Source organism: Trinickia dinghuensis (assembly GCF_003367175.1).
Taxonomy (GTDB): Bacteria; Pseudomonadota; Gammaproteobacteria; order Burkholderiales; family Burkholderiaceae; genus Trinickia; species Trinickia dinghuensis.
The window spans coordinates 567,283-592,882 of record NZ_QRGA01000003.1 but is presented as its reverse complement, the minus strand read 5'-3'; the positions used below and the strand labels follow the sequence as shown (position 1 = coordinate 592,882).

At 64.5% G+C, this 25,600-nt stretch carries 23 protein-coding genes; 8 read left to right on the top strand and 15 right to left on the bottom strand.

Annotated features, from left to right (window positions below):
• Positions 1-51: 51 nt before the first annotated feature.
• Positions 52-1,095, bottom strand: a complete 1,044-nt coding sequence (locus tag DWV00_RS06900; RefSeq protein ID WP_017772379.1) for a rod shape-determining protein — start codon at positions 1,093-1,095, stop codon at positions 52-54.
• A 388-nt stretch (positions 1,096-1,483) separates the two neighbouring features.
• Here DWV00_RS06900 and gatC point away from each other — a divergent pair, with 388 nt between their 5' ends.
• From gatC to DWV00_RS06875, 5 genes are all read left to right on the top strand, one after another.
• Positions 1,484-1,783, top strand: a complete 300-nt coding sequence (gatC, locus tag DWV00_RS06895; protein ID WP_115532765.1) for an Asp-tRNA(Asn)/Glu-tRNA(Gln) amidotransferase subunit GatC — start codon at positions 1,484-1,486, stop codon at positions 1,781-1,783.
• Positions 1,784-1,817: 34 nt separating this feature from the next.
• The gene (gene gatA, locus DWV00_RS06890; protein WP_115532764.1) at positions 1,818-3,320 is read left to right on the top strand and encodes an Asp-tRNA(Asn)/Glu-tRNA(Gln) amidotransferase subunit GatA; all 1,503 of its coding nucleotides are present in this window, start codon (positions 1,818-1,820) and stop codon (positions 3,318-3,320) included.
• Positions 3,317-4,792 carry an Asp-tRNA(Asn)/Glu-tRNA(Gln) amidotransferase subunit GatB gene (gene gatB, locus DWV00_RS06885; RefSeq protein ID WP_115532763.1) on the top strand — a complete coding sequence of 492 codons (1,476 nt, stop codon included), beginning with the start codon at positions 3,317-3,319 and terminating at the stop codon, positions 4,790-4,792. The genes gatA and gatB overlap by 4 nt, the downstream gene beginning before the upstream one ends.
• A 107-nt stretch (positions 4,793-4,899) precedes the next feature.
• Complete coding sequence (locus DWV00_RS06880; RefSeq protein WP_115532762.1) at positions 4,900-5,739, top strand: PPK2 family polyphosphate kinase; 840 nt, start codon at positions 4,900-4,902, stop codon at positions 5,737-5,739.
• 70 nt (positions 5,740-5,809) lie between these two features.
• Positions 5,810-6,586 carry an exodeoxyribonuclease III gene (locus tag DWV00_RS06875; protein WP_115532761.1) on the top strand — a complete coding sequence of 259 codons (777 nt, stop codon included), beginning with the start codon at positions 5,810-5,812 and terminating at the stop codon, positions 6,584-6,586.
• Positions 6,587-6,624: 38 nt separating this feature from the next.
• On the opposite strand, the gene DWV00_RS06870 is transcribed toward DWV00_RS06875, so the two are convergent.
• From DWV00_RS06870 to argB, 8 genes are all read right to left on the bottom strand, one after another.
• Positions 6,625-8,304: a carboxylesterase/lipase family protein gene (locus tag DWV00_RS06870; protein WP_115532760.1), complete on the bottom strand. Its 1,680-nt coding sequence runs from the start codon at positions 8,302-8,304 to the stop codon at positions 6,625-6,627.
• A gap of 387 nt (positions 8,305-8,691) precedes the next feature.
• Positions 8,692-9,678, bottom strand: coding sequence for a M48 family metallopeptidase (locus DWV00_RS06865; RefSeq protein WP_245964744.1), 987 nt, complete (start codon positions 9,676-9,678; stop codon positions 8,692-8,694).
• Entirely contained in the window at positions 9,660-10,946 is a 1,287-nt protein-coding gene (locus DWV00_RS06860) for an AmpG family muropeptide MFS transporter (protein ID WP_281272619.1), read from the bottom strand. The genes DWV00_RS06865 and DWV00_RS06860 overlap by 19 nt, the downstream gene beginning before the upstream one ends.
• Positions 10,947-10,983: 37 nt before the next feature.
• A complete protein-coding gene (gene metW / locus DWV00_RS06855) occupies positions 10,984-11,613 on the bottom strand; it encodes a methionine biosynthesis protein MetW (protein WP_115532759.1) in 630 nt (209 codons plus the stop codon).
• On the bottom strand, positions 11,610-12,758 hold the full coding sequence (metX, locus tag DWV00_RS06850; RefSeq protein WP_115532758.1) for a homoserine O-succinyltransferase MetX: 1,149 nt from the start codon (positions 12,756-12,758) through the stop codon (positions 11,610-11,612). Before metX ends, metW begins: the two co-directional genes overlap by 4 nt.
• 255 nt (positions 12,759-13,013) lie before the next feature.
• Entirely contained in the window at positions 13,014-13,754 is a 741-nt protein-coding gene (gene slmA / locus DWV00_RS06840; protein ID WP_115532757.1) for a nucleoid occlusion factor SlmA, read from the bottom strand.
• Positions 13,721-14,503 (bottom strand): pyrimidine 5'-nucleotidase, encoded by a 783-nt coding sequence (locus tag DWV00_RS06835; RefSeq protein ID WP_115532756.1) that lies wholly within the window; start codon positions 14,501-14,503, stop codon positions 13,721-13,723. Before DWV00_RS06835 ends, slmA begins: the two co-directional genes overlap by 34 nt.
• A 68-nt stretch (positions 14,504-14,571) precedes the next feature.
• On the bottom strand, positions 14,572-15,471 hold the full coding sequence (gene argB, locus DWV00_RS06830; RefSeq protein WP_115532755.1) for an acetylglutamate kinase: 900 nt from the start codon (positions 15,469-15,471) through the stop codon (positions 14,572-14,574).
• 219 nt (positions 15,472-15,690) lie between these two features.
• Here argB and DWV00_RS06825 point away from each other — a divergent pair, with 219 nt between their 5' ends.
• Genes DWV00_RS06825 through DWV00_RS06815 form a run of 3 tightly spaced genes read left to right on the top strand, consistent with a single transcriptional unit; the run spans position 15,691 to position 17,834 of the window.
• Positions 15,691-15,990, top strand: a complete 300-nt coding sequence (locus DWV00_RS06825) for a cysteine-rich CWC family protein (protein WP_115532871.1) — start codon at positions 15,691-15,693, stop codon at positions 15,988-15,990.
• A 6-nt stretch (positions 15,991-15,996) separates the two neighbouring features.
• Positions 15,997-17,295 carry an ATP-binding protein gene (locus DWV00_RS06820; RefSeq protein WP_115532754.1) on the top strand — a complete coding sequence of 433 codons (1,299 nt, stop codon included), beginning with the start codon at positions 15,997-15,999 and terminating at the stop codon, positions 17,293-17,295.
• On the top strand, positions 17,292-17,834 hold the full coding sequence (locus tag DWV00_RS06815; protein ID WP_115532753.1) for a response regulator transcription factor: 543 nt from the start codon (positions 17,292-17,294) through the stop codon (positions 17,832-17,834). The genes DWV00_RS06820 and DWV00_RS06815 overlap by 4 nt, the downstream gene beginning before the upstream one ends.
• Before the next feature lie 87 nt (positions 17,835-17,921).
• On the opposite strand, the gene DWV00_RS06810 is transcribed toward DWV00_RS06815, so the two are convergent.
• From DWV00_RS06810 to DWV00_RS06785, 6 genes are all read right to left on the bottom strand, one after another.
• Positions 17,922-19,691 (bottom strand): carboxylesterase/lipase family protein, encoded by a 1,770-nt coding sequence (locus DWV00_RS06810; protein ID WP_245964743.1) that lies wholly within the window; start codon positions 19,689-19,691, stop codon positions 17,922-17,924.
• 206 nt (positions 19,692-19,897) lie between these two features.
• Positions 19,898-21,244, bottom strand: a complete 1,347-nt coding sequence (hslU, locus tag DWV00_RS06805) for an ATP-dependent protease ATPase subunit HslU (RefSeq protein WP_115532752.1) — start codon at positions 21,242-21,244, stop codon at positions 19,898-19,900.
• 39 nt (positions 21,245-21,283) lie between these two features.
• On the bottom strand, positions 21,284-21,820 hold the full coding sequence (gene hslV / locus DWV00_RS06800) for an ATP-dependent protease subunit HslV (protein ID WP_115532869.1): 537 nt from the start codon (positions 21,818-21,820) through the stop codon (positions 21,284-21,286).
• Between the two features lie 433 nt (positions 21,821-22,253).
• Positions 22,254-22,673 carry an RNA polymerase-binding protein DksA gene (gene dksA, locus DWV00_RS06795; RefSeq protein WP_090541141.1) on the bottom strand — a complete coding sequence of 140 codons (420 nt, stop codon included), beginning with the start codon at positions 22,671-22,673 and terminating at the stop codon, positions 22,254-22,256.
• 464 nt (positions 22,674-23,137) lie between these two features.
• Positions 23,138-24,208, bottom strand: a complete 1,071-nt coding sequence (locus DWV00_RS06790) for a CobW family GTP-binding protein (RefSeq protein ID WP_115532751.1) — start codon at positions 24,206-24,208, stop codon at positions 23,138-23,140.
• Positions 24,209-24,379: 171 nt separating this feature from the next.
• Positions 24,380-25,582, bottom strand: coding sequence for a class I SAM-dependent rRNA methyltransferase (locus DWV00_RS06785; RefSeq protein WP_115532750.1), 1,203 nt, complete (start codon positions 25,580-25,582; stop codon positions 24,380-24,382).
• Between the last annotated feature and the right edge of the window lie 18 nt (positions 25,583-25,600).

Below are 25,600 nucleotides of genomic sequence, written 5' to 3'. Positions count from 1 at the left end.
GCGGAACGAGCAATGCGACGAGCGATGGGTGCGCGGCTCACCTGCAACGTGTCACTCGTACGAGAAGATGCTGCCGAGTTTGTCCATGCGTTCGAGCGCCATGCCGGACCCGCGCACGACGCACGTGAGCGGATCCTCGGCGACGAGCACGGGCAAGCCCGTTTCTTCGGCGAGCAGGCGATCGAGATCGCGCAACAGCGCGCCGCCGCCGGTCAGCATCATGCCGCGCTCGGCGATGTCGGCGCCGAGTTCGGGCGGCGTTTGCTCGAGTGCGATCTTGACCGACGAGACGATTTGATTGAGCGGGTCGGTCAGCGCTTCGAGGATTTCGTTGCTCGAGATCGTGAAGCTGCGCGGAATGCCTTCCGACAGATTGCGCCCCTTCACTTCCATTTCCTTGACTTCGGAGCCGGGGAACGCCGAGCCGATTTCCTTCTTGATCGCTTCGGCCGTTTGTTCGCCGATCAGCATGCCGTAGTTGCGGCGGATGTAGTTGACGATCGCTTCGTCGAATTTATCGCCGCCGACGCGCACCGAACCCTTGTAGACGATGCCGCCGAGCGAGATCACGCCCACTTCGGTCGTGCCGCCGCCGATGTCGACGACCATCGAACCCGTTGCTTCCGACACGGGCAGGCCCGCGCCGATCGCGGCCGCCATCGGCTCTTCGATGAGGTAGACCTGCGACGCGCCGGCGCCGTGAGCCGCTTCCTTGATCGCGCGGCGCTCGACTTGCGTCGAACCGCACGGCACGCAGATGATGATGCGCGGGGAGGGCGAAAACATGCGCGATTCGTGGGCCGTTTTGATGAACTGCTTGATCATCTGCTCGGTGACCGTGAAATCGGCGATGACGCCGTCTTTCATCGGACGGATCGCTTCGATGTTGCCCGGCACCTTGCCGAGCATTTGCTTGGCCTCGCGGCCGACTGCCTGAATGGTTTTCTTGCCGTTGGGGCCGCCTTCTTGACGAATCGACACGACGGACGGCTCATCGAGGACGATGCCTTTGCCGCGCATGTAGATCAGCGTGTTGGCTGTGCCGAGGTCGATCGCAAGGTCGTTGGAGAAGTAGCTGCGCAAAAAGCCGAACATGAAATCCTGTCTCGCGGGAGAGGCCGGGCTTCGCCGTGATGGCGCCGCGCGGCGGCGGAAAAAATAAAAGCTTCGGGTTCTGAGCGGCTGCCGTTCGAGCGCCGCCACGCGAGCGCGAAGCTGCAATGAATCAATGAATTCGACCGGAGGCCATGGCACGCGAGGCGGCGGCTAATCGTTTGCGCCGAGGCGCCTTGGGCAGGGGGCGGTCCGGGTTTGGTTCGAACGCGTAATGATACCTTATAATTTCGACCTATTTGTAGTAAACGGACGGTCCTTTTTGCCGTTGCCGGCCCTCCCGCAGAGGGTACGATCCGACACCCTAACTCCCTGGCGCAACATCGTTTTTTGCCACGTTGCGCTTAAGTCCTTGCTTCCGGTGAAACGCATGGCTTTGACCCTGACCGATGTGAAACGCATCGCCCATCTCGCGCGGCTCGAATTGGCCGACGCGGACTGCGAGCACACCCTCGCCCAGCTCAACGAGCTTTTCGGGCTTGTCGAGCAGATGCAGGCCGTGGATACCTCCGGCATCGCGCCGCTCGCGCATCCGATCGAGCAGATCGAGGACGTCGCGCTGCGCTTGCGCACGGACGCCGTGACCGAAACGGTCGAGCGCGAGGCCAATCAAAAGAGCGCGCCCGCGGTGCAAGAGGGGCTGTTTCTGGTCCCGAAGGTGATCGAGTAACCGCCCGCTTCAGGACCTACGGAAAGAGACCGACATGTACGAAAAAAGTTTGAGCGATCTCGCAATTTCGCTCGCAAGCCGGGCGACATCCGCCGTCGAACTCGCCCAGATGTATCTGAAGCGGATCGACGACGCGCGCGCGTTCAATGCCTTCATCGAAGTCGACGGCGAGCGTACGCTCGACCAAGCGCGCGCGGCCGATGCGCGGCTCGCGCGCGGCGAAGGCGGCCCGCTCACGGGCATTCCCGTGGCGCACAAGGATGTGTTCGTCACGCGCGGCTGGCATTCGACGGCCGCCTCTAAAATGCTCGCGGGCTACGAAAGTCCGTTCGACGCCACCGTGGTCGAGCGCCTTTCGCGCGCCGGCATGGTGACGCTCGGCAAGACGAACATGGACGAATTCGCGATGGGTTCGTCCAACGAGAATTCGGCGTTCGGCGCCGTGCGCAATCCGTGGGATACGCGCGCCGTGCCGGGCGGCTCCTCGGGCGGCTCGGCCGCGGCCGTGGCCGCGCGTCTCGCGCCGGCCGCGACGGCGACCGACACGGGCGGCTCGATTCGCCAGCCCGCGTCGTTCTCGGGCGTGACGGGCATCAAGCCTACCTATGGGCGCGTCTCGCGCTACGGGATGATCGCGTTCGCCTCGTCGCTCGATCAAGGCGGTCCGATGGCCAAGAGCGCCGCCGATTGCGCGCTGCTGCTGAACGCGATGGCAGGGTTCGACGAGCGGGACTCGACGAGCTTGCAGCGCGCCGACGAAGACTACGCGCGTCATCTCGGCCAAGCGTTCCGTGCCGACGCGCCCGCGGGCAAACCGCTCGCCGGCCTGCGCATCGGCCTGCCCAAGGAGTACTTCGGCGATGGCCTCGCGCAGGACGTCCGCGCGGCCGTCGATGCGGCCCTGAAACAATACGAGGCGCTCGGCGCGACGCTCGTGCCCGTCTCGTTGCCGAAAACGGAGCTGTCGATTCCCGTCTACTACGTGATCGCGCCGGCTGAAGCATCGTCGAACCTGTCGCGCTTCGACGGCGTGCGCTACGGCCATCGGGCGAGCGAGTACCGCGATCTGCTCGACATGTACAAGAAGTCGCGCGCTCAAGGGTTCGGCCCCGAAGTGAAGCGCCGGATTCTGGTCGGCACCTACGTGCTCTCGCACGGCTACTACGACGCGTACTATCTGCAAGCGCAGAAGATCCGCCGCATCATCGCGCAAGACTTTCAGGAAGCCTTCAAGGCTTGCGATTTCATCATGGGTCCGGTGGCGCCCTCGGTCGCGTGGGACATCGGCGCCAAGGGCGACGATCCCGTGCAGATGTATCTGGCCGACATCTACACGCTTTCGGTCAGCCTGGCCGGCCTGCCCGGCATGAGCGTGCCGTGCGGCTTCGGCACCGGCGCAAACGCGGGCCGCCCCGTCGGCCTGCAGATCATCGGCAACTATTTCGACGAAGCCCGTATGCTGCAGATCGCCGATGCGTTCCAGCGCGCAACGGACTGGCACACGCAAGCGCCGCAAGCGGCTTCGCGGGAGGCATGAACATGGAGTGGGAAGTCGTCATCGGTTTGGAGACGCACGCGCAGCTGTCGACCGTCTCGAAGATTTTCTCGGGTGCTTCGACGCGCTTCGGCGCCGAGGCCAACACGCAAGCGTGCGTGGTCGATCTGGCGTTGCCGGGCGTGCTGCCCGTGATGAACCGCGGCGCGGTCGAGCGTGCGATTCGCTTCGGTCTCGCCATCGGCGCGACGGTCGCGCCGCGCAGCATCTTCGCGCGCAAGAATTACTTCTATCCGGATCTGCCGAAGGGCTATCAGATCAGCCAATACGAGATCCCGGTCGTGCAGGGCGGCACGATCACGATTGCCGTGCCCGCCAATGAAAAGGCCGGCACCGCGGCCTATGAAAAGACGATCAATCTGACGCGCGCGCACCTCGAGGAAGACGCGGGCAAGTCGCTGCACGAAGACTTCGCGGGCATGACGGGGATCGACCTGAACCGCGCCGGCACGCCGCTGCTCGAAATCGTCACCGAGCCCGAAATGCGCAGCGCCGCCGAGGCCGTGGCCTACGCGAAGTCGCTGCATGCGCTCGTCGTCTGGCTTGGCATTTGCGACGGCAACATGCAGGAAGGCTCGTTCCGCTGCGATGCGAACGTCTCCGTGCGCCCCGTCGGCCAGGAGAAATTCGGCACACGCGCCGAGATCAAGAACCTGAACTCGTTCCGCTTCCTCGAAGAAGCGATTCAGTACGAAGTGCGCCGCCAGATCGAGCTGATCGAAGACGGCGGCACGGTGGTGCAGGAAACGCGCCTGTACGATCCCGATCGCCGCGAAACGCGTTCGATGCGCAGCAAGGAAGACGCGCACGACTATCGCTACTTCCCCGATCCCGATCTGATGCCGCTCGTTATCGATGCGGGCTGGATCGAGCGTGTGCGCGGCGAGATGCCCGAGCTGCCGGTCGCGATGCAGCAGCGCTTCGCCGAGCAATACGGCGTCACGCCTTACGATGCGGCGGTGCTGACGTCGAGCAAGGCGATGGCCGGCTACTTCGAAGCCGTCGTCGCGAAGGCGGGCACGGCGCAGGCGAAGACGGCCGCGAACTGGCTGATGGGCGAAGTGTCGTCGCAGCTGAACCGCGACGGGCTCGACATCGATGCCTGCCCCGTTTCGGCCGCGCAACTCGCGCTCGTTTTGCAGCGGATCGCCGACGGTACGATCTCGAACAAGATCGCGAAGGAAATCTTCCAGGCGATCTGGGATGAAAAGGCGACCGACGAAGCCGCGGCCGACCGGATCATCGAAGCGAAGGGATTGAAGCAAATCTCCGACACCGGCGCGCTCGAGGCGATCATCGATGAGGTGCTCGCGGCGAACCAGAAATCGGTCGAGGAGTTCCGCGCCGGCAAGGAAAAGGCGTTCAACGCGCTGATCGGCCAAGCCATGAAGGCGACCAAGGGCAAGGCCAATCCGCAGCAGGTCAACGAGTTGCTCAAGAAGAAGCTGTCCTGAGCCTCGTTCGTCACGCTCGATGATCAGCAAGGCATGCCGGCGCCGCCAAGCGCCGGCATGCCTCGTCAACGAAGGCAACGAAGATAACGAAGGGGGCACGAGAGGGCATGGCCAAGAGCGCGCGGTTGGATGACTTCCGAATCCCGTTTTTCGACGGCGATAAAGCCGGCAAGCGCGTGTCGCTTGCCGATTTCGACGCGGGCGCCAAGCCCTTTTCGGCCGGTTCGAAGCAAGCGGACCGGGAGCGCCTGGCCGAGTACGCCGTCAAGCTCGACGAGATGCAGGAGCGCCTGCATGCGCAGCGTCGCGAGCGCGTGCTGCTCATCTTGCAAGGGATGGACACGAGCGGCAAGGACGGCACGATTCGCGCCGTGTTCCACGAGGTCGATCCGCTCGGCCTGCGCATCGCCAGCTTTCGCGCACCCACGCCGGACGAGGCCGCCCACGATTTCCTGTGGCGCGTGCATCGACAGACCCCCGCCGCCGGCGAACTGACGATCTTCAATCGGAGCCATTACGAGGACGTGCTCGTGCCGCGCGTAATGGGCGAGCTTCATGGCGCCGAACTCGAGCGCCGATATGCGCACATTCGCCACTTCGAATCGCTGCTTGCCGATTCGGGTACCGCGATTCTGAAATGTTTCCTGCATATCTCGAAGGACGAGCAGCGCGAGCGCTTGCAAGCCCGAATCGACGACGAGACGAAGCACTGGAAGTTCGATCGCTCCGATCTCGAAGCACGCGAGCATTGGGACAAATATCAATCCGCGTACGCGCAGGCGCTCGCGGCGACCTCGACCGAGCGCGCGCCGTGGTACGTGATTCCGGCCGATTCGAAATCGCATCGAAACGTGATGGTGGCCGCGTTGCTGCTGCGCGTGTTCGAAGGCTTGAAGCTCGAATATCCGCCCGCGAAAGAATCGCTGAAGGGCATCACGGTTACCTAAGCTCAGCGCCCGGCACCGATACCGCCGGCTCCGTCGCGACTTAACCTCACCATTACAACAAGGACGTCACATGCTGCGAGTGATCACGGCGAATTTGAACGGCATCCGTTCCGCCGCCAAGAAAGGCTTCTTCGAATGGTTCGGCGAGCAAAAGTCCGACATCGTCTGCGTACAGGAAGTCAAATGCTCGCAAGACGACATGACTCCCGAATTTCTCGCGCCGCACGGTTTTACCGGATACTTCCAGCATGCCGTGAAGAAGGGCTATAGCGGGGCGGGCCTCTACACGCGCCACGAGCCCGACGATGTCGTCATCGGCTTCGGCAGCGAAGAGTTCGATCCCGAAGGCCGCTACGTCGAGGCACGTTTCGGCAAGCTGTCGGTCATCTCGGTGTACGTACCGTCCGGATCGAGCGGCGAAGACAGGCAGCAGGCCAAGTTCCGCTTCATGGACGAGTTCATGCCGCACCTCGCCGAGTTGAGCAAGGAGCGCGAGGTGATCGTCTGCGGCGACGTGAACATCGTCCACAAAGAGATCGACATCAAGAACTGGAAGAGCAACCAGAAGAATTCGGGCTGCCTGCCCGAGGAGCGCGCCTGGCTCACGAAGCTGTTCGACGAGGTAGGCTATGTCGACGTGTTCCGCCGTCTCGATACGCGAGCCGAACAGTACACGTGGTGGAGCAACCGCGGCCAGGCGTACGCGAAGAACGTCGGGTGGCGTATCGACTATCAAATCGCGACGCCCGGCATCGCCGAGACGGCGAAAGGCACGTCCATTTTCCGCGACATCAAGTTCAGCGATCATGCGCCGCTGACGATCGACTACAAGCACAGCTTGAAGTGACCGCGAGCGCGGCTGCCGGGGCGCCGCGCTTGGGGCCGCTAGCGGCGGACGCGATCGGACAGCGAAGGGTTTTCCGCATAGTACCGCCGCAGGAACGCGTGCCGCGGCCCGTCGCGATCGACGATGGTCCGGTTTTTTTCACCGATTTCTTGGCGCAGCAACCCGCCTTGCTCTTCGCGCGCCGCCGGCCAATCGACTTTGTTGGGGCCGCCGCTAGGCGAGCCGGTCTTCACGAATTGCTCTATATAGCCCGAGAAGAAGGCTGCCACGACGCGGTCGTTCAGCGTCCAGATAAAGCGGTTCGACATTCCAAGGTTGTCGAGTGCGAATTGGATCTCGCCGCCATGCACGGCCCCGTCCTCCGGTAATGGGTTCGGTTCGGGGTTTCGCTGGGGCGGACGCTTGTGTGTGAAGTAGTAGTAGTAAACCGGTGAGCCGCTGGTTTGCCGATGCGCGTCGACCCAGCGGCGCGTGGCATGACTGATGAAGATATCGCTGGCCAACGACGTGGCCGATCGGCGCACTTCGTCGTCGTCGCTGCCGGGGTACAAGGCCTGCGCCTCGCTCGCATAGGGACCGAACAGACGCTTGAGCGCGGCGCCCCACCGTTCCGGGGTTGTCGGCTGCTTGCCCAAGATCATCGTGTGCGGGGCCTCGTGCGAGTTGCTGCCGACGAGTAGCGGTACGCGCGCTTGCGAGCCGGCCTCGTAGGTCGCTTCGAGCGATTGCTTCAGGAAGTGGCCGTCCACCGACGGCCAAAAGAGGAACGCCGGTTTGTCCTTGGTCCCCATGCCGGCCAGCAGCGTCTGAGCCGGCATCGCCCGCAGAGCACTCAGCGACGTTGCCTTCATCTTCCGCGCGAACTTCTGCGACGCGGTCGTCGCATCGCTGCGCGACCATACCTCCAGGGGCCCAAGTGCCGCGCCGCTTTGTCCGATGGCATGGGCGAAGAGCCCGCGCGACAACGGCGAGGCCATATGGGCGCTGACCGAAACGGCGCCGGCCGATTTGCCGCCGATCGTCACCTTTTCGGGATCGCCGCCGAATTTGGCGATGTTCTCACGTACCCACCGCAGCGCGGCCTGTTGATCGAGCAGGCCGTAATTGCCGGCAGCGCCATGCGGAGATTCGAGCGCCATTTCCGGCAGCGCCAGGAAGCCGAACACGCCGAGCCGGTAGTTGACCGTGACCGTCACCATCCCGCGCGAGGCGAGGGCCGCGCCGTCGTAGCGCGGCTCGGAGCCGTCTCCCGCCGCGAAGCCGCCGCCATAGAAGTAGACGAGCACCGGAAGCTTTTCGCCGGCCGTGCGCGCTGGGGCCCAGACGTTTAAAAAAAGGCAATCCTCGCTCATTTGGCGCGAGCGGAATTCCATTGGAAACAGCGCTAATTGCATGCAGCGCGCGCCGAACTGAGACGCGTCCCGCACGCCGGCCCAAGCCGTGACCGGCTCCGGCGGCTTCCAGCGAAGCTCGCCGATGGGCGCTTGCGCGTACGGGATGCCTCGGAACGCACGCAATTCGATCTCTCTGAAGGAGGTCTTGACGCCTTCGATCGTGCCGGCGGGCAGATCGATGCGGGTCGGCGGCCGATCGGCGGCGGCGCAAGGCGCATTCGGCAGCAGCCAGCCGAACGTGGCGGCGGCGAGCGCGGCGACGGCGCGCCGGCGCGGCGAACGCAGTGAGGGAATGCATCGAATGGCCGTCATTTGAGTCTTCATCGTGATCCTCTCCAGTCATAGATTGATGAGCACAGACCGCAATTCGCCTTGAAGACGCGAATGAATCATCGACGCCATGAAGCAATGGCGCGATGAGATTGATGCCGTATTGGATTTATTCGAATCGATGCCGTCGTGCATCGAGTTTTATCGGCGCAGTGCCGATCGGCGCCGGCGTGAGAGGCATTCTGGTGTAGGACTTGCCGGTAATCGACGTATTTCGTTCAAATAAGACCGAGTGAATTGCGTGCGTGAGACGTAGCGGTATCACCCCGGGAAAATGCATCGACGCAATGCGATTTAGGCTGGGAAGTCATCGTGATTGGCCGGTGGGCGGGTGCCGATCGACCAGCGGCGTGACGCTCACGCCGTGCTGCCCGATCGGTTTCAGTGGCCTTTGGCTCGGGTCGTGACCGCGGGCATGCCGTCGTAGTCCGGCAATTGGTCGAAGGCGATGCCACGCGCCTTGGCATACAACGCGAGCATGTCGGGCAGACGCTTGATGAGATCGCGCCGCCGCGCGGCGCTATAGGGGTGCATGGCGATGAAGCCGCCGCTTTTATCGCTGCGGGCTAGGGCGGCCAGCTTGTCCCAGAGCGTGACCGCGGCCCGCGGATCGAAGCCCGCGCGCGAGGCGATGTCGCCGCCGATGACGTCGGCCTCCGTTTCGTCGGTCGCGTCGAACTTGAGGTCGGCGAGGCGGGCGGTGGGCATCGGCGTCGATGCCTCGCCGAGATCGGCGATGCCGAATAGGCGCGAGAGCGCCACGGCGCCGAGCGGGACCCGCTGCTCACCGAGCTGTTCGCGCACCTGCTCGCGCAGTGCGTGCGCAATCTCATGGCCGAACAGCATCGCCAGTTCGTCGTCGTTCAGATGGGCGCGGTCGAGCAGTGCGCTGTAGACGACGAGCTTGCCGCCCGGCAGGCTGACCATGCGCGCGTCGCGCGAGCGCACGACGCTCACATCCCAATGCCAATTCTTCGCGCGCTCGCTCCATTTCGCTGCGAACGGCGAGAGCTTGGCGAGCAGCACGCGCAACCGTTGCACGCGCGGATCGTCGGCCGGCAACAGGCGGCCGTCGCTGCGCGCGCGATTCATGAGCCGATCGTATTCGGCGGTCGATTGGGCCTCGACGACGGGCGGCGGCAAGGGATTGCGGAACAGACGCGTCTGGCCGAAGCGGATCGGCGCACGAGGTGCAATCTCGGCCGTGAACGAGGTCGAGGTGCGGGGCACGGCCGGCAGGCCGGCTGCTTCGGCGGCGGCGAACCCGGGCGCGAACCCGCAGATCCACACGACGGCCGCCGCGAGGGCGAAGATCGGCGAGCGTGGCCCGCGCAAGCGGGCCGGCGCCGCTAAGCGCGCTCGCTCCACGGTGCGATCCTCGGCAACAGCAGCATCCCGGGCGCCGCCAGCGCGGCGCAGACGAAAAAGTAGTCGAACCAGCCTATCTTCGCGACGACGAAGCCGCTCGCGGCCGCGGCCAGCGTGCGCGGCACCGAGGCCAGACTCGTGAACAGCGCGAATTGCGTGGCCGTGTAGCGCGGATCGGTCGTGCTCGCGATGTAGGCCGTGAAGGCCGCGAGCGTGAGACCGGTGGCGAAGGTCTCGAAGCCGTAGATCAGCGCGAGCGCGCTTTCCGAAGGGCCGATTTTCGCGAGCCAGGCGAAGCCGAGCGTCGAAACGATCTGCACGAAGCCGAAAATCCAGAGCCCGCGCGCGATTCCGATCTTCACGAGCCAGGCGCCGCCGATGATGCCGCCCGCGATACTGGCCCAAAACGCGGTTGCCTTCGCCGCCACGGCGATCTGCGTCTTTTGGAAGCCGATGTCGAGAAAGAACGACGACGACAGCGTCGTTGCCATCGTGTCGCCGAGCTTGTACAGGAAGATGAACGCGAGCACGAGCAGTGCGCTGGCCAGCCCGTCGCGTGCGACGAATTCCGACAGCGGCAAGACGATGGCCTCGCGCAGATTCTTTGGCGGTGCGCCGTGGACTTGCGGTTCGCCGACGACCAAAGTGAGCACCATCCCGGGCAGCATGAAGGCGGCGGTAGCGATGAACACCGCCGTCCAGGGCAGATGATCGGCCAGGATGAGCGAGAGCGAGCCCGGAACCAGCGAGGCGGCCTTGTAGGCGTTCACGTGCACGGCGTTGCCGAGTCCCTGCTCGGTATCGGTGAGCAGCTCACGCCGGTAGGCGTCGATGACGATGTCCTGGCTGGCGCCGAAAAACGCAACGAGCGTGGTGAGGGCGGCGACGGTCCAAATCGCCTCGCGCGGCGAGACGAAGCCGAGCGAGGCGATCGCGCCGGCAACGAGCAGTTGGGTGGCGAGCATCCAGCCGCGGCGCCGCCCCGGGCGCCAAAACGGCAGCCTCGGCACGTAGCGGTCCATCAGCGGGGCCCAGACGAACTTCCACGTATAAGGGAACTGGATAAGCGCGAAGAGGCCGATTTCCTTCAGATTGACGCCCTCGGAGCGCAGCCAGGTCTGCACGAGATAGACGAGCGTAAATAGCGGCAACCCCGACGTGAAGCCCAGAAAGACGCAAATGAGCATGTGCCGGTTGAGGAACGCGCGCCAACCGGGGTGCGCCTCATGAGCGCTCAGCCCGGCATGTTCGTGATGCGGGGGCGGGATGTCTCGTTTGATGGTCAACCTCTTCGATGCAGCGCGCTCAGGCGGCAGCGGCCCCGTTCGAGCCGCGCCTGACGCGGTAGACCGCAAGACTACCACGCCAGTTCTCGCCCCAACGGACCGCGCGCCCGCCATGCAGCACCACGCGGTCGAGAATCTCGATGCCGACTTCGGGGGCCAGGGCTTCGAAGTCCTTGATCGTCAGCACGCGCACGTTCGGCGTGTTGTGCCACTGGTAAGGCAGCGATTTCGACACCGGCATGCGCCCTTGCAGCACCGACAGCCGGTGCGGCCAGTAGCCGAAGTTCGGGAACGAGACGATGCACTCCTTGCCCACGCGCACCGTTTCGCGCAGGATCGCGGCGGTTTGGTGAATCGTCTGCAGCGTTTGCGAAAGGATCGCGAAATCGAAGCTGGCGTCCTCGAACAGGCGCAGGCCGTCCTCGAGGTTCTGTTGCATGACGTTCACGCCTTGCCTCACGCAGGCGAGCACGCCCGCGTCGTTGATCTCGATGCCGTAGCCGGTGACGCCGAGCTCCTCGGCGAGCAGCGCGAGCAGGCTGCCGTCGCCGCAGCCCAAATCGAGGACCGTTGCATTGGGCTCGACCCAGCGGGCGATCGCCCGGAAATCGGAGCGCGTGGCGAGCGAATCGATGGCGGCTTGATTCATGCGCGGACCTCCTCGGCAATGCGTTCGTAATAGGCGCGCACCACGTTGTGATAACGCGCGTCGTCGAGCAGGAAGGCGTCGTGCCCGTGCGGCGCGTCGATTTCGGCGTAGGTGACGCGCCGCTTGTGTTCGAGCAGCGCCTTGACCAGCTCGCGCGAGCGCGTGGGCGCGAAACGCCAGTCGGTCGAGAAGCTCGCCACGAGATACTGCGCGCGCGTATGCGCGAGCGCGGCCGTGAGATCGCCGTCGAAGTCCTTGGCGGGATCGAAGTAGTCGAGCGCCCGCGTAATCAGGAGGTACGTGTTCGCATCGAAATAGTCCGCGAATTTGTCGCCTTGGTAGCGCAGATACGATTCGACCTCGAACTCGACGTCGAAGCTGAAACGGTAGTCGTCGCCGACGGTATCCGCGGCCCGGCGCAGCGCGCGCCCGAACTTGGTGGCCATGTCGTCGTCCGACAGGTACGTGATGTGGCCGATCATGCGGGCGACGCGTAGGCCGCGTCTCGGTTTGACGTCGTGCGCGTAATAGTCGCCGCCGTGGAAATCGGGATCGGAAAGAATGGCCGAGCGCGCGACTTCGTTGAACGCGATGTTCTGCGCCGAAAGCTTAGGCGTCGACGCGATGACGATGCAGTGCCCGATCCGGTCCGGATACATGAGGCTCCAGGCGAGCGCCTGCATGCCGCCGAGGCTGCCGCCCATCACTGCGGCGAAGCGTTCGATGCCGAAGGCGTCGGCCATGCGCGCCTGCGTATTGACCCAATCCTCGACAGTCACGACAGGAAAGCGCGCCCCATAGGGCTTGCCGGTGGCCGGATCGATGCTCATCGGGCCCGTCGAGCCGAAGCACGAGCCCAGATTGTTCACGCCGATGACGAAAAAGCGGTTCGTATCGAGCGGCTTGCCCGGCCCGACCATGTTGTCCCACCAGCCGACGTTCTTCGGCTCGCCCGCATAGACGCCGGCGACGTGGTGCGACGCATTCAGGGCGTGGCAGACGAGCACGGCGTTCGAGCGCTCTGCGTTGAGCGTGCCGTACGTTTCGACCATGAGGTCGTAGCCCGCGAGCGACGCGCCGCTTCTGAGCGCGAACGGTTCGGGAAAGTGCATGCGTTGTGCAGCGACGATGCCGATCGATTCCATGTATTCCGCCTTCTGACAGGGCGGCTAAACGGTGTCGGCGATGCGCGAGACAATGGCGGTGCGCGGCAGACGACCTCTTTAGCCGCATTTATAGTGAACCGGAGCCCAAGCTCGGGTTCGCGCGCCCGCAATCGAGTCGACAAATCGGCGCGCCGCCTTTCGCGACCCGGGCCAAAGGCCGGGGATGGGTCACGCTGATGGCAATAGCCGGGAAAGGATAGCGGAAATCCAGATAACGCGCCATCCACGATCGCGCTATTGGAGAATCAGCCGCAGCTGGGCGTCGGCATGTTCGGCCGGCGCGCGCGTGAAGCCGCTCTTTGCGTACCGGTGCCAGCGGCCCATGACGTAGCTCACGAGCAAATTGGCGCGCACGGCGGGGTCATAGTCGGTGGGCAGCGGGGCGGCGGCGTGAGCCCGCTCTTGCTCGCGATTGTTCGCGTCGGTGTTCACGTTCTCGGTTGGGTTTGCGCTCGCGTTGGCATGCCTTGCCTGATTGGCGTCCATCAGCGCGATGCGCAGGCTCTGCTTGACGGATGTCTCGACGCGCTCGAGCATCTGCGCGACGCGCTCGGCTAGCCGAGCGTGTTCGCCCACGAGCGCTTCGCCCGTCAGTACGCGGGTCATACCGGGGTTTTTGGCCGCGAAGTTGAGCAGCATCATGCCGATCGCGCGCGCCTGCAGCACGCCGTTCGGCTCCTTTTCCGCAATCTGGTTGATGAGCCCGAAGAAGGTCGCCTCGATAAACTCGATGAGCGCCTCGAACATTTGCGCCTTGCTCGCGAATTGGCGGTAAAGCGCGGCTTCCGACACGCCGAGCCGGGCGGCGAGCGCGGCCGTCGTGATTTTCTCGTTCCTCGGTGCTTCGAGCATCGCCGCGAGCGTGTGCAGAATATGGACGCGCCGCTCGCCCGGCTTCATGCGCGGTGCACGCGCGGGGTTCGTGGCCTGCGTGTCGGCGTCTAACGCTTGGTCCTGCTCTCGAATCGGCTCCATCTGTGCCCCGCTTCGTGACCCGGTCGAAGCGATTTTAGCGAACGAATGCGACGATCGACATAGTGCGGGCGCCCACTGCCCGGCAAACGTGCGATTTTTCCTTCGATGCGTGCCGGCGCGGGCAGGTGTCCGACGATCCAGACGGTGCCGATGCCGAGCTTTTTGTAGTGCTTCAGATGCGAGCGCGTGTCCTCGACGAGGATCGCGTCCTCCGTCGGCACGCGCGCCTCGCGCAGCACCCGACGCAGCATGGGCAGGTCCGGCTTGGCGTGCCACGATCCGTGCCTGCGCATATCTTCGATCGCGATCACGCGCTCGAACAGCCGCTCGATCCCGAGTTCGCGCAGCACGTCGCGCGCGTACTTTTCCGGCGCGTTCGTCAGAATGAGCTTGCGGCCGGGCAGGGCGGCGACGAGCCGGGCCAGGCCGCGCTCCGAGCGGACCATCGCCGGCAGATCGTGGAACGTGTGGACGACGCGCAGGAAATCGTGCGGATCGATCGGATGATGGCGCGCGAGCCCGAGCAGGGTCGCGCCGTAACGCCGGGTATAGCGCACCCGCAGCCGGTCGGCCTCGGCCGTTTCGACGCCGAGCGAGTCGACGATATAGCGCGTCATGGCCTCGTTGATCGCCGGAAAAATGGCGTGCGAGGCGTGGTGCAGCGTGTTGTCGAGATCGAACAGCCAGACCGGGCCGCCCGTGCGCGGGCGCACCCGGGGGCGCCTGCGGGAAATCGGCGACGAAAGCATGGGCGAGTACCGGGAAGCGACGCTCGGGCCGGCGGCATGGCCGCCCGGGCCCGAATGCGCGCGAGCGCTCAGTGCGAGCGGATCATCGTGCCGAACGGCTGCTCGGTCAGAATCTCGAGCAGCACCGAGTGCTCGATGCGGCCGTCGATGATGTGGACCGAGCGCACGCCGCTCTTGGCGGCGTCGAGCGCCGACGCGATTTTCGGCAGCATGCCGCCGGAAATCGTGCCGTCTTCGAAGAGGGCGTCGATTTCGCGCGCCGACAGATCGGTCAGCAGCGTGCCGGCCTTATCCATGACGCCGGGGATGTTCGTCATCATGACGAGCTTTTCCGCGTTCAAGACGACGGCCAGCTTGCCTGCCACGAGATCGGCGTTGATGTTGTACGACAGGCCGTCCTCGCCGAAGCCGATCGGCGAGATGACAGGAATGAATGCATCGTCTTGCAGCGCGCGCACCACCGCCGGATTGATCGATTCGACCTCGCCGACTTGGCCGATGTCAATGTACTGCCCCGGGTTGTCGCGGTCGGGCATCATCAGCTTGCGGGCGTGGATGAGGCCGCCGTCCTTGCCGGTCAGGCCGACGGCATGGCCGCCGAAGTGGTTGATCAGCGTGACGATGTCTTGCTGCACTTCGCCGCCCAGCACCCACTCGACGACTTCCATCGTCTCTTCGTCCGTCACGCGCATGCCTTGAATGAACGTGCCTTGCTTGCCGATCTTCTTGAGCGCCTGATCGATCTGCGGGCCGCCGCCGTGCACGATGACGGGATTGATGCCGACCAGCTTGAGCAGAATCACGTCGCGCGCGAAGCCTTGCTTCAGGCGCTCTTCGGTCATCGCATTGCCGCCGTATTTGATGACGACGGTTTTGCCGTGGTATTGGCGGATATAGGGCAAGGCCTCGGCCAGTATTTCGGCTTTCAGCACGGGCGCGATCTGGGAGAGGTCGATGGGCTCGGACATGGCGGCAAGCTCGGCAGGCAACGGTTCAAACGGGGGGCGAAAACAGGCGGAATTGTACAGGACTGCGCCGCGCAGCCGCGGTTTTTGGTCGCAGTGCGGGTATGACGCGCCGTTTCTTTGACACAGATGCATGCGGCATGCCGAGAACGCTGGCATCATGGCTACATCGTGTTGTTTTTACAACAATATTTGCTTGATTTCGCTGTGACGGTGCCGTCCATGGATGCCCAAAACGCCTCGCCGCGGTCCGATTCGAGCGCGCGCTGTTCGCGCTGCGGGCACGTTTTCGACTGCGGCGGCAAGACGCGGCCGTTCGATTGCTGGTGCGCGCGGATGCCGGCGCTGCCGGCGGCGTCAAAGCGTGCCGGCGCATCGTCGGCATCGGCCGCATCGGCCGCGCGCTGCCTGTGTCAGGCATGCTATGCCGAGGCGTTGGCCGCCGCGGGCGGTCCGGCCGATCCCGCCGGTTCGGCTGGGTCGGCCGGTTCGAACGACACACGCGAAAACTCCACTGACTAAACTTCGATGCACCGTATTACGAATACCGGCCGTATGAATCTCGGGCACCTGTTCTGGCTGCGCTGCCTCGCGATCATCGGGCAGCTCGTCACGATCGCCGTCGTTCAAACGTTCTTCGGCGTGCATTTGCCGCTGCCGGCGATGCTGATCATCATCGCGCTCGAGGCGATCTTCAACGCGGCGACGTGGCTGCGCGTCGCGAGTGCGCGGCCCGAGACGGATCTCGAGCTGCTGGGCCAGCTATGGGTCGACCTTGGTGCGCTCTCGGCACTGCTGTTCCTATCGGGCGGGACGACGAATCCTTTCGTTTCGCTGTATCTGCCTTCGCTCGCGATCGCGGCGGCCGTGCTGCCGTGGCGGCACATGATTTGGCTGGCGCTGTTCGCGATGTCCTGCTATGTCGCGCTCGGCTTCGATTCGGTCCCGCTGAACATGGACAATCCCGCGAACGTGTTCGACTATTACCGGACTGGGATGTGGGTGAACTTCATGGTGAGCGTGGGGCTCATCGCGTGGTTCGTCGCGCGCATGTCCAACGCGCTGCGTCAGCGCGACGCTGCGCTCGGCGATGCGCAGCAGCGGCTTTTGCGCGACGAGCGGGCCGTGGCGCTCGGGGTGCAGGCCGCCACCGTCGCGCACGAGATGGGCACCCCGCTGTCGACGATCGCGATGGTGACCGAAGAGCTGCGCGAGTCGGCCAGAAGCGATGCGGCACTGGCGCCGTACGCCGACGATTTCGCGCTGCTCGAACAGCAGATGACGCTGTGCACGTCGGCGCTGGCCCGGTTGCGCAGCCGCGCATCGGTCACGCCGGCCCGCGAGCGGCTCGATAGCTGGCTCGCGAGTTTTTGCGAGCAGTGGCGCCTGCGCCATCCGCATGTCAAGTTCGTGCGGCTCGGTGTCGCGGCGGCCGACGATATTTGGCTGGACGAAACAGCGGCCGTCGGCCAGATCCTGACGATCTTGCTCGACAACGCGGCGCGCGTGAGCCGCGATCGCGTGACGCTCGCCGCTGCCGTGGCCGGCGGCTTCATCGAATTCCAAATCTGCGATTCGGGGCCCGGAATCTCGCCGGCGCTGCGCACGAAGCTCGGCGCCGCGCCGGTCGACAGCACGCAAGGCGGGCACGGCGTCGGTCTTTATCTTGCCTTTGCCGCTGCCTCGCGGCTGAACGGATCGATCGAGCTGCTCGATGGCGAGCCGCACGGCACGCGTGCCGTGCTGCGCGTGCCGGCCGCGCAGGACGACGGACAGCCGCGGCGCGCCGCGCCCACAAAATCGAATTCGAAGGAGAACGAAATATGAGCGGCAATCAATTTCTCGTGATCGACGACGACGAAGTCTTCGCGGGTATCTTGGCGCGCGGGCTCACGCGCCGCGGCTTCACCACCCATCAGGCGCACAACGCCGAGGAGGCGATCGCGCTGGCCAATCAGCATCGATTCGATTTCATCACGGTGGATTTGCATCTGGGCAGCGATTCGGGGCTGAACCTTGTCGCGCCGCTGCGCGATCTGCAGCCCGATACGAGGATGCTCGTGCTGACCGGTTACGCGAGTATCGCGACGGCTGTGCAGGCGGTGAAGGACGGCGCCGACAACTATCTGGCCAAGCCGGCCAACGTCGAATCGATTCTGGCCGCGCTGCAGAACGAGGCGAGCGCGGCTCAGGCCGAGGCCGCGATCGAACATCCGACGCTGCTGTCGGTGGCGCGGCTCGAGTGGGAGCATATTCAACGTGCGCTGGCCGAGAACGGCGGCAATATCTCGGCGACCGCGCGGGCGTTGAATATGCATCGGCGGACGCTGCAACGAAAACTCGCGAAGCGGCCGGTGAAGCAGTAAGGGAAGCCGCCGATGGAGCGCGATGGCGTCCCACCCCGTGCGTTCCGGCCGCGCGAAGGCGGCCGGAGCGGTGTTACCGAAACGAGTCTATCGAGATGACTGCTCCGTTACAGCGTCGGTAGCGGGCGGAACGGTCGGACCGGAGGTCGGCGCCCCCGCGACGAGCCGCTCGACCAGACCTTGCCGTGGCCCGCTGCGGTCCCAAACGGAATTCGTTTGCTCGCCGATGATCTGCATCAGGATGCCGCGGTTGTCGGTGACGACGGCCGGCCAACGGGGCACGGAGCCTCCCCCTTGCGCCGCCGTTTCCTCCGCCGAGGAAGCGCCCGCGCTCGACGCCGAGCCGCTAGGATCGCCCGTCTTCACGAATTGCTCGACGTAGCTCGAAAAGATCCGCGACACGTCGTAATCCGCCGCCGTCCATGCGTATCGGCGCAAATTGCCCAGATTGCCGAGCGAGTAGGCGATCTGGGCGTCGTGCGCTGCGCCGAGGACCGGCTCTCGCTTCTGATTGGAATCGGCGGAATCTTTGATCTCCGGCGGCAGCGGCTGTGTGTAGCGGTAGTAGAAGATCGGCGAGTGCCCCGTTTCCCGGTGCCGGCTCATCCATTTCCAGGTGCTGTGGCCGACGAAAATGTCCCCCGCCAGCGCGGTAGCCGCGTGCATGACCTCGTCGTTCGTGTTGCCGGGATAGTGCGCCAGCACCTCTTCTGCATGCGCCGGGAACGTCGTCTTGACCACCTCGCCCCAGTTCTCCGGCGTTGGCGCTTTATCGCCGAGGAGCGCCGTGTAGAGCGCCTCCTGCGAGTTCGATCCCAGCATCAGCGGGACCTGCGCTTGTCCGCCGTTGGTGAAGACCTGATCGGGCGACTCGGTCAGGAACTGGCCGTCGATGCTGGGCCAAAAGGTGGTGGACGCGGAACTGGCCTTGCGTGGGTTGGCCGCCGCGAGCAACGTCTGCGCGGGTAGCGAGCGCAGCTGCTGCAGCGACGTGGCGCCGACGCGCGCCGCGAACTTCGCCGCTTGCTGCTCGGCCTGCGCTCGCGGCCACATGCCCCTGGGCGTGAAGGCTCCGCCGCTTTCGCCGATCGCGCGTGCGAACAGCCCGCGCGAGAGCGGAGAGGCCATGTGGGCGCTCACGGCAACGGCACCTTCCGAATCGCCCGCGATCGTGACTTTCGACGGATCGCCGCCGAACTGCGCGATATTGGCCTGCACCCAGCGCAATGCCGAGACCTGATCGAGCAGACCGTAGTTGCCCGTCGTGCCGCTCGGCGATTCGCCGCCGGCGTCGGACGGGGCGAGGAAGCCGAACACGCCGAGCCGGTAGTTCACCGTCACCATGACGATGCCGCGCGAGGCGAGATTCGCGCCGTCATAGCGGGGGAGGGAGCCGTCTCCCGACGTGAAATCGCCGCCGTGGAAATACACGAGTACGGGCAGCTTGGCCTCTTTGCCGCTCGCCGGTGTCCAAACGTTCAGATAGAGGCAGTCTTCGCTCATCGCCGTCGCGCGCGAGTCGAGTTTGCCGTTCCCGGCCGGCTGCATGCAGCGCGGCCCGAACTGCCGGGCTTCTCGTACGCCGGCCCAGCGGGCCACGGGTTGCGGTTCGCGGAAGCGGAATTCGCCCACCGGCGCGGCCGCGTAGGGAATGCCTCGGAACACACGGACGTTTTTGTGCTCGCCGCGCATCTGCACGCCTTGGACGATGCCCTCGGCGAGCTGAGCCGTCGGCGGCAGTTTCGGTGGCGCCGGCAAGCGTGCCGAATGGGCTCCGGCTGCGTACAACAGCGACGCCGCCGTAGCAACGACCGTCAGGAGATGAAGCTTTGCCGCATGATTCGATGATGTTTTCACGAGTGTGCCTCCTTTTTGATTGGACTCTCGTCCAAAGGACCCGCCGTCACGGTGGGAGGCTCGATCATCGATGTCGTAAAAATCGGAAGGGCGATAGTGCTTCGAATTCCGACCGAATTACGTTACAGGGGCGTGTCGGGCGGTGCACCGCGCCGCGATGCACCGTTCATTTCAAGGCGGACTCGCCAAGACCTAGGACCCGAGACTCAAAGCACGTAGCGCGACAAATCCTCGCTTTGCGCGACCTCGCCGAGCGCGCGGTCGACATAGGCCGCATCGATCGTGACGGTCTTTCCGGCGTGATTGCCGGCCGAGAACGACACATCCTCGAGCAGCTTTTCGATCACGGTGTAGAGCCGGCGCGCGCCGATGTTTTCGGTACGCTCGTTGACCGAGAACGCGATCTCGGCCATGCGCTTGATCCCTTCTGGCGCGAACTCGAGTTGGACGCTCTCGGTGGCGAGCAGCGCTTGGTACTGCTTGACGAGGCTCGCGTCGGTCGCGATCAGAATCGATTCGAAATCCTCGACCGACAGCGAATCGAGTTCGACACGAATCGGAAAGCGCCCCTGCAGTTCGGGAATCAGATCGCTCGGCTTGGACAAATGGAACGCGCCGCTCGCGATGAACAGGATGTGGTCGGTCTTCACCATCCCGTAGCGCGTGTTGATCGTCGTGCCTTCGACGAGCGGCAGCAGATCGCGCTGCACGCCTTGTCGCGATACTTCGGCCCCACCCGTCTCGCTGCGCGAGGCGATCTTGTCGATTTCGTCGAGGAACACGATGCCGTTCTGCTCGACGTTCTGCACGGCCTTGGCCTTCACTTCCTCGTCGTTGAGCATCTTCGACGCTTCTTCGTCGGTCAACAGCTTCATCGCTTCCTTGACCTTGGCCTTGCGGCGCGTCTTCTTGCCGCCGCCGAGGTTCGCGAACATCGAGCGGATCTGCTCGGTCATGTCTTCCATGCCGGGCGGGCCCATGATGTCCATGCCGGATTGCGGCATCTCGACGTCGAGTTCGATCTCCTTGTCGTCGAGCTGGCCTTCGCGCAGGCGCTTGCGGAACGTTTGACGCGTTGCGCTTTCGTCGCCGGAAGCCACATCGCTTGCGGATGTCGAACCGAAGCCGACGGGCCGGGCGCTCGGCAAGAGGATGTCGAGGATGCGGTCCTCGGCTTGATCTTGTGCCTTGGTGCGGACCTTGCGCATCTCCGTTTCGCGCGTTTGCTTCACGGCGATCTCGATGAGGTCGCGCACGATGCTGTCGACGTCGCGGCCGACGTAGCCCACTTCGGTGAATTTCGTCGCTTCGATCTTGATGAACGGCGCATCGGCCAGCTTGGCCAAGCGCCGCGCGATCTCGGTCTTGCCGACGCCCGTCGGCCCGATCATGAGAATGTTCTTCGGCGTGATTTCCTGGCGCAGCGGCTCGGCCACCTGCTGCCGGCGCCAGCGGTTGCGCAGCGCGACGGCCACGGCTTTCTTCGCCTTATGCTGGCCGATGATGTGTTTGTCGAGTTCCGAGACGATCTCGGCCGGGGTCATGGTGCTCATCGATTCCTCACTTGACTTGCGTGACTTGCTTGCTCGCGCTTAATCGATCGTCTCGATGACGCGGTTGTGGTTCGTGTAGATGCACATGTCGCCTGCGATGGCGAGCGACTTCTCGACGATCTCGCGCGGCGACAACGCCGTATTCTCGGCCAGCGCCCGCGCGGCCGCCTGCGCATAAGCGCCGCCCGAGCCGATCGCGCACAGGCCGTCCTCCGGGTCGAGCACGTCGCCGTTGCCGGTGATGACGAGCGTCGTTTGCGCGTCGGCCGTGATCAGCATCGCCTCGAGCCGGCGCAGCATGCGGTCGGTCCGCCAGTCCTTGGCCAGCTCGACGGCGGCGCGCGTCAGGTTGCCTTGATGTTTCTCGAGCTTCGCCTCGAAACGGTCCAGCAGCGAGAATGCATCGGCCGTGCCGCCGGCGAAGCCTACGAGCACCTTGCCGTTGTAGATGCGCCGTACTTTCTTCGCGCCGCCTTTCATGACGATGTTGCCGAGCGTCACTTGGCCGTCGCCGCCGAGCGCGACTTTGTCACCCTTGCGCACGGAGACGATCGTCGTGCCGTGAAATTGCTCCATGGTGCATTCCTCGAGAATACGGAAAACCGTAAAGAGGCTCGGCGGCGCGGTGCCGCGCGAGCGGAAAAACGGATGGCGTCGGGCACGCGCCGCATCGAATCGTATCGAAGCGCGAGCGTTTTCCACGCGCATTGAGCCCATTTTAGGGCGTGCGCGGTTTTATCAAGAGGGGAACGGGGCGACGACGCGCGCGCTGGACATCGAGCGAGCACTCAGTCATTGAACGGCAAGGGGGGCGCTGAGATATCGACTGGCCGGCATCGGTAAGCTTTGCCGAATCGGATCCGGGCCGGCGTCGATTCGCTTCGGGTTGAGTCGCACCCGGGCAAGCGCGGTAGGGGGCGGCGCGCAAAAGAAAAAGCGCGCGGGGTACCGCGCGCCTCGTCGGAAGCAGCGTGCATGTGCGCGGCATACCGGCCGCGCTGCCGGTGCGTCAATCCCCGAACAGCTTTTGCCGCAACTCGCGGCGCTCCTGCGCCTCGAGCGAGAGCGTGGCGGTCGGACGCGCGAGCAGACGCGGAATGCCGATCGGCTCGCCCGTTTCCTCGCACCAGCCGTAGTCGCCGGCGTCGATTCGTGCGAGCGATTGCTGTACTTTCTTCAGCAACTTGCGTTCGCGATCGCGCGTGCGCAACTCGAGCGCGTGCTCTTCTTCGATCGTCGCGCGATCGGCCGGATCGGGCACGATCACCGTTTCGCGAAGGTTCTCGGTCGTTTGACCGGCGTTGCGGAGGATTTCCGCCTGAAGCTGTTCGAGCCTGTTCTTGAAGAAGGCGAGCTGATCCTCGTTCATGTAATCCTTGTCGCTCATCTTCAGGATTTCGGCTTCGGTCAAGAGTCGTTTCGTCGTCATCTGCGTGCTTCTTCAATGTGAGGCAAAACCCATACATATTGCCCGCACTTTCGTATTGCCCGCAAGCGGTGCTTTGGAAGCGCCGACGCCCGCGGCCCATTGTGGCCGTAAGACGCCGTCACGCCGATGCGGGGCCGAACTCCTTAAGGAAACCGATCCTCGGGTGCTCCTACCCATTTCGATACGGCATCGCAACACGCGGCTTGCGTTACGCGAGCCTTGGCGCTGCGTCTTTCGGTATCTCTCTCATTTTGTTTCGGCCTTGTCCGGATAAGGTTTCCCGGTGCCGCCGCCTATCCGCCGGAAACCGGCGGGGACGTATTGTAACTGAATCGTTCTTCGGCGCCGCAACAGAGAAAACCCTGCCGGGGCGTGCCCAATATCCTGAAAATATAGCGCGCGCCCGTTCAAAAAGCGAACCCTCGGCCGGCCGCGCGCGTGCGACTTCCCACGTGCCGGCGAATTTAGGCGAGGCAGGCGTCGAGGCCGTCCGTAATGAGATCCTGCGGCAGATCGATGCCGATGAACACCATCTTGTTCGTCTTCTTTTCGGCCGGCAGCCACTTGCTCGCGAGATCGCTACCCATCATTTGATGCACGCCCTGGAAGACGACCTTGCGGTCGACGCCTTTCATGTAGAGCACGCCCTTGTAGCGCAGCAGCCGCTCGCCGTAGATCTGCAGCACGCCGCCCAGGAAGTCTTCCAGCTTGTTCGGATCGAACGGGCGATCGTTGCGGTAGACGAACGACTTGATCTTGTCGTCATGGTGCGCGTGGTGGTGATGCGCATGCCCCTCATGGGCGCACTGGCCGTGGTCGTGATCGCAATGCTCGTGGTCATGATCATGGTCGTGATCGTGGCCATGTGCGTGGCCATGATCGTCTTCGGCCAGGAAGTCCGGATCAATTTCGAGCTTCGCGTTCAGGTTGAAGCCGCGCAGATCGAAAATTTCCTTGATGTCGGCCTCGCCGAAGTTGACGACCTTGATCGTCGCCTTCGGGTTCATGTGGATCAGGCGGTGCCGCAGGTCGGCCAGCACGGCTTCGTCGACGAGATCGGATTTCGTGACGAACAGGCGATCGGCGAAGCCCACTTGCCGTTGCACGACTTCGTGCTCGTCGAGCTGCGCGTTCGCATGTTTCGCGTCGACGAGCGTGATGATCGCGTCGAGCAAGAACTCGTCGGCGATTTCGCTATCGATGAAGAACGTTTGAGCGACGGGGCCCGGGTTGGCCAAGCCCGTCGTCTCGATGACGATGCGGTCGAACGCGATCTCGCCGGAGCGCTTGCGCTCGGCCAGATCGGCGAGCGCGCGATGCAAGTCGCCGCGGATCGTGCAGCAGATGCAGCCGTTGCTCATCTGCACGATTTGCTCGGCTTGGTTCTGGACGAGGATCTCGTTGTCGATGTTCTCCTCGCCGAACTCGTTTTCGATGACGGCGATCTTCATGCCGTGCTTTTCGTTGAGGATGCGCTTGAGCAGCGTGGTTTTGCCGCTGCCGAGGAAGCCGGTCAAGATGGTGACGGGGATCATGTTCAATCGCCTATGGTCGAAAATCAGGGACGGTTCGAGCGGAGCCGGCCACGAAAAACTAGAAGCATACCGGTGTGCGCGTGTCTTCGCGGGGCGCCCACCGGCGTCGAGAGGCACGAGCACACTCCTGAAAAAGCCTGAGCGTGCCCTAAACAGCGTAGATGGGGGCGCTCAGACGATTTGCAACAGCAAGCCCTTCAGGTATTCGCCTTCGGGGAACGCGGCCAGCAGCGGATGGTCCAGGCCCGCGCCGAGGCGCTTCAGAATCCGCGCGTCGACGCGTGCGTCGGCCGCCGCGCCGGCCACGATCTTTTGGAACAGATCCGCATCGATCGCGCCCGAACACGAGTAGGTGAACAGCAGGCCGCCCGGGCGCAGCAGGCGGAAACCGGACAGGTTGATGTCCTTGTAGGCGCGCGCCGCGCGGTCGACGTGCTCGCGCGCCGGCGCGAACTTCGGCGGGTCGAGCACGACGAGATCGAACCGCTCGCCGTCGTCGACGAGCCTGCGCAGCGTACGGAACGCATCGGCATCGAGCCACTCGGCGCGGGCCGCATCGAAGCCGTTGGCTTCGACGTTCGCGCGCGCCAGCGCCAGCGCCTCGCCCGACGAGTCGATCGAGACCACGCGCTTCGCCCCGCCGCCGAGCGCCGCGAGCGAGAAGCCGCCCGTGTAGCAGAAGCAATTGAGAACGTCGCGTCCTGCCGCGTACGCCTGCACGAGGGCGCGGTTGTCGCGCTGATCGACGTAAAAGCCGGTTTTGTGGCCGCTTCGCACGTCGACGTGATAGCGCACGCCGTTTTCGCGCGTGATCAGCGTATCGGCCGGCGCGTCTCCGGCCAGCACGCCGGTGATTTGTTCGAGGCCTTCCTTTTCCCGGATCGACACGTCCGAGCGCTCGTAGACATTCGGACATCCCGTCGCGCCGACGAGCGCCGCGACGATCGCTTCCTTCCATGCCTCGACGCCGGCGGCCATGAATTGGCAAACGAGCTGGCCGCTGCCGGCGCCGCCGTCTTGCACGTAGTAGTCGACGACGAGCCCCGGCAGCCCGTCGGCTTCGCCGAAGATCAGCCGCACGGCACCCGTGTCGCGCACGAACGCTTGCCGGTGCGCGAAGGCGCGCTGCACGCGCCGCTTGAAAAACGCGTGGTCGATCGGCTCGGCTTCGTCGAAGCTCCAGACGCGCAGGCGAATCTGCGAGTGCGGGCTGTACGCCGCCCGCGCGAGAAAGCGGCCGTCATGGGCGCGCACGACGACGGTGGCGCCGGATGCCGGCTTGCCCTCGACGCGGTCGATCGCGTTGGCATAGACCCACGGATGGCGGCGCAGCAGCGATTTTTCTTTCGAAGGCTTGAGCGTAACGGTGTTCATCGATCAGATCAGTTCGGC

Bases quoted from the DNA above. Each gene is read 5' to 3' on its own strand.
- DWV00_RS06820 (WP_115532754.1), top strand. From the start codon at position 15,997: ATGCACCGTATTACGAATACCGGCCGTATGAATCTCGGGCACCTGTTC.
- hslU (WP_115532752.1), bottom strand. From the start codon at position 21,244: ATGAGCACCATGACCCCGGCCGAGATCGTCTCGGAACTCGACAAACAC.
- dksA (WP_090541141.1), bottom strand. From the start codon at position 22,673: ATGACGACGAAACGACTCTTGACCGAAGCCGAAATCCTGAAGATGAGC.
- DWV00_RS06825 (WP_115532871.1), top strand. From the start codon at position 15,691: ATGGATGCCCAAAACGCCTCGCCGCGGTCCGATTCGAGCGCGCGCTGT.
- DWV00_RS06790 (WP_115532751.1), bottom strand. From the start codon at position 24,208: ATGATCCCCGTCACCATCTTGACCGGCTTCCTCGGCAGCGGCAAAACC.
- DWV00_RS06815 (WP_115532753.1), top strand. From the start codon at position 17,292: ATGAGCGGCAATCAATTTCTCGTGATCGACGACGACGAAGTCTTCGCG.
- gatC (WP_115532765.1), top strand. From the start codon at position 1,484: ATGGCTTTGACCCTGACCGATGTGAAACGCATCGCCCATCTCGCGCGG.
- metW (WP_115532759.1), bottom strand. From the start codon at position 11,613: ATGAATCAAGCCGCCATCGATTCGCTCGCCACGCGCTCCGATTTCCGG.
- DWV00_RS06900 (WP_017772379.1), bottom strand. From the start codon at position 1,095: ATGTTCGGCTTTTTGCGCAGCTACTTCTCCAACGACCTTGCGATCGAC.
- DWV00_RS06880 (WP_115532762.1), top strand. From the start codon at position 4,900: ATGGCCAAGAGCGCGCGGTTGGATGACTTCCGAATCCCGTTTTTCGAC.
- slmA (WP_115532757.1), bottom strand. From the start codon at position 13,754: ATGGAGCCGATTCGAGAGCAGGACCAAGCGTTAGACGCCGACACGCAG.
- DWV00_RS06875 (WP_115532761.1), top strand. From the start codon at position 5,810: ATGCTGCGAGTGATCACGGCGAATTTGAACGGCATCCGTTCCGCCGCC.
- gatA (WP_115532764.1), top strand. From the start codon at position 1,818: ATGTACGAAAAAAGTTTGAGCGATCTCGCAATTTCGCTCGCAAGCCGG.
- DWV00_RS06835 (WP_115532756.1), bottom strand. From the start codon at position 14,503: ATGCTTTCGTCGCCGATTTCCCGCAGGCGCCCCCGGGTGCGCCCGCGC.
- DWV00_RS06785 (WP_115532750.1), bottom strand. From the start codon at position 25,582: ATGAACACCGTTACGCTCAAGCCTTCGAAAGAAAAATCGCTGCTGCGC.
- argB (WP_115532755.1), bottom strand. From the start codon at position 15,471: ATGTCCGAGCCCATCGACCTCTCCCAGATCGCGCCCGTGCTGAAAGCC.
- metX (WP_115532758.1), bottom strand. From the start codon at position 12,758: ATGGAATCGATCGGCATCGTCGCTGCACAACGCATGCACTTTCCCGAA.
- gatB (WP_115532763.1), top strand. From the start codon at position 3,317: ATGAACATGGAGTGGGAAGTCGTCATCGGTTTGGAGACGCACGCGCAG.
- DWV00_RS06870 (WP_115532760.1), bottom strand. From the start codon at position 8,304: ATGAAGACTCAAATGACGGCCATTCGATGCATTCCCTCACTGCGTTCG.
- hslV (WP_115532869.1), bottom strand. From the start codon at position 21,820: ATGGAGCAATTTCACGGCACGACGATCGTCTCCGTGCGCAAGGGTGAC.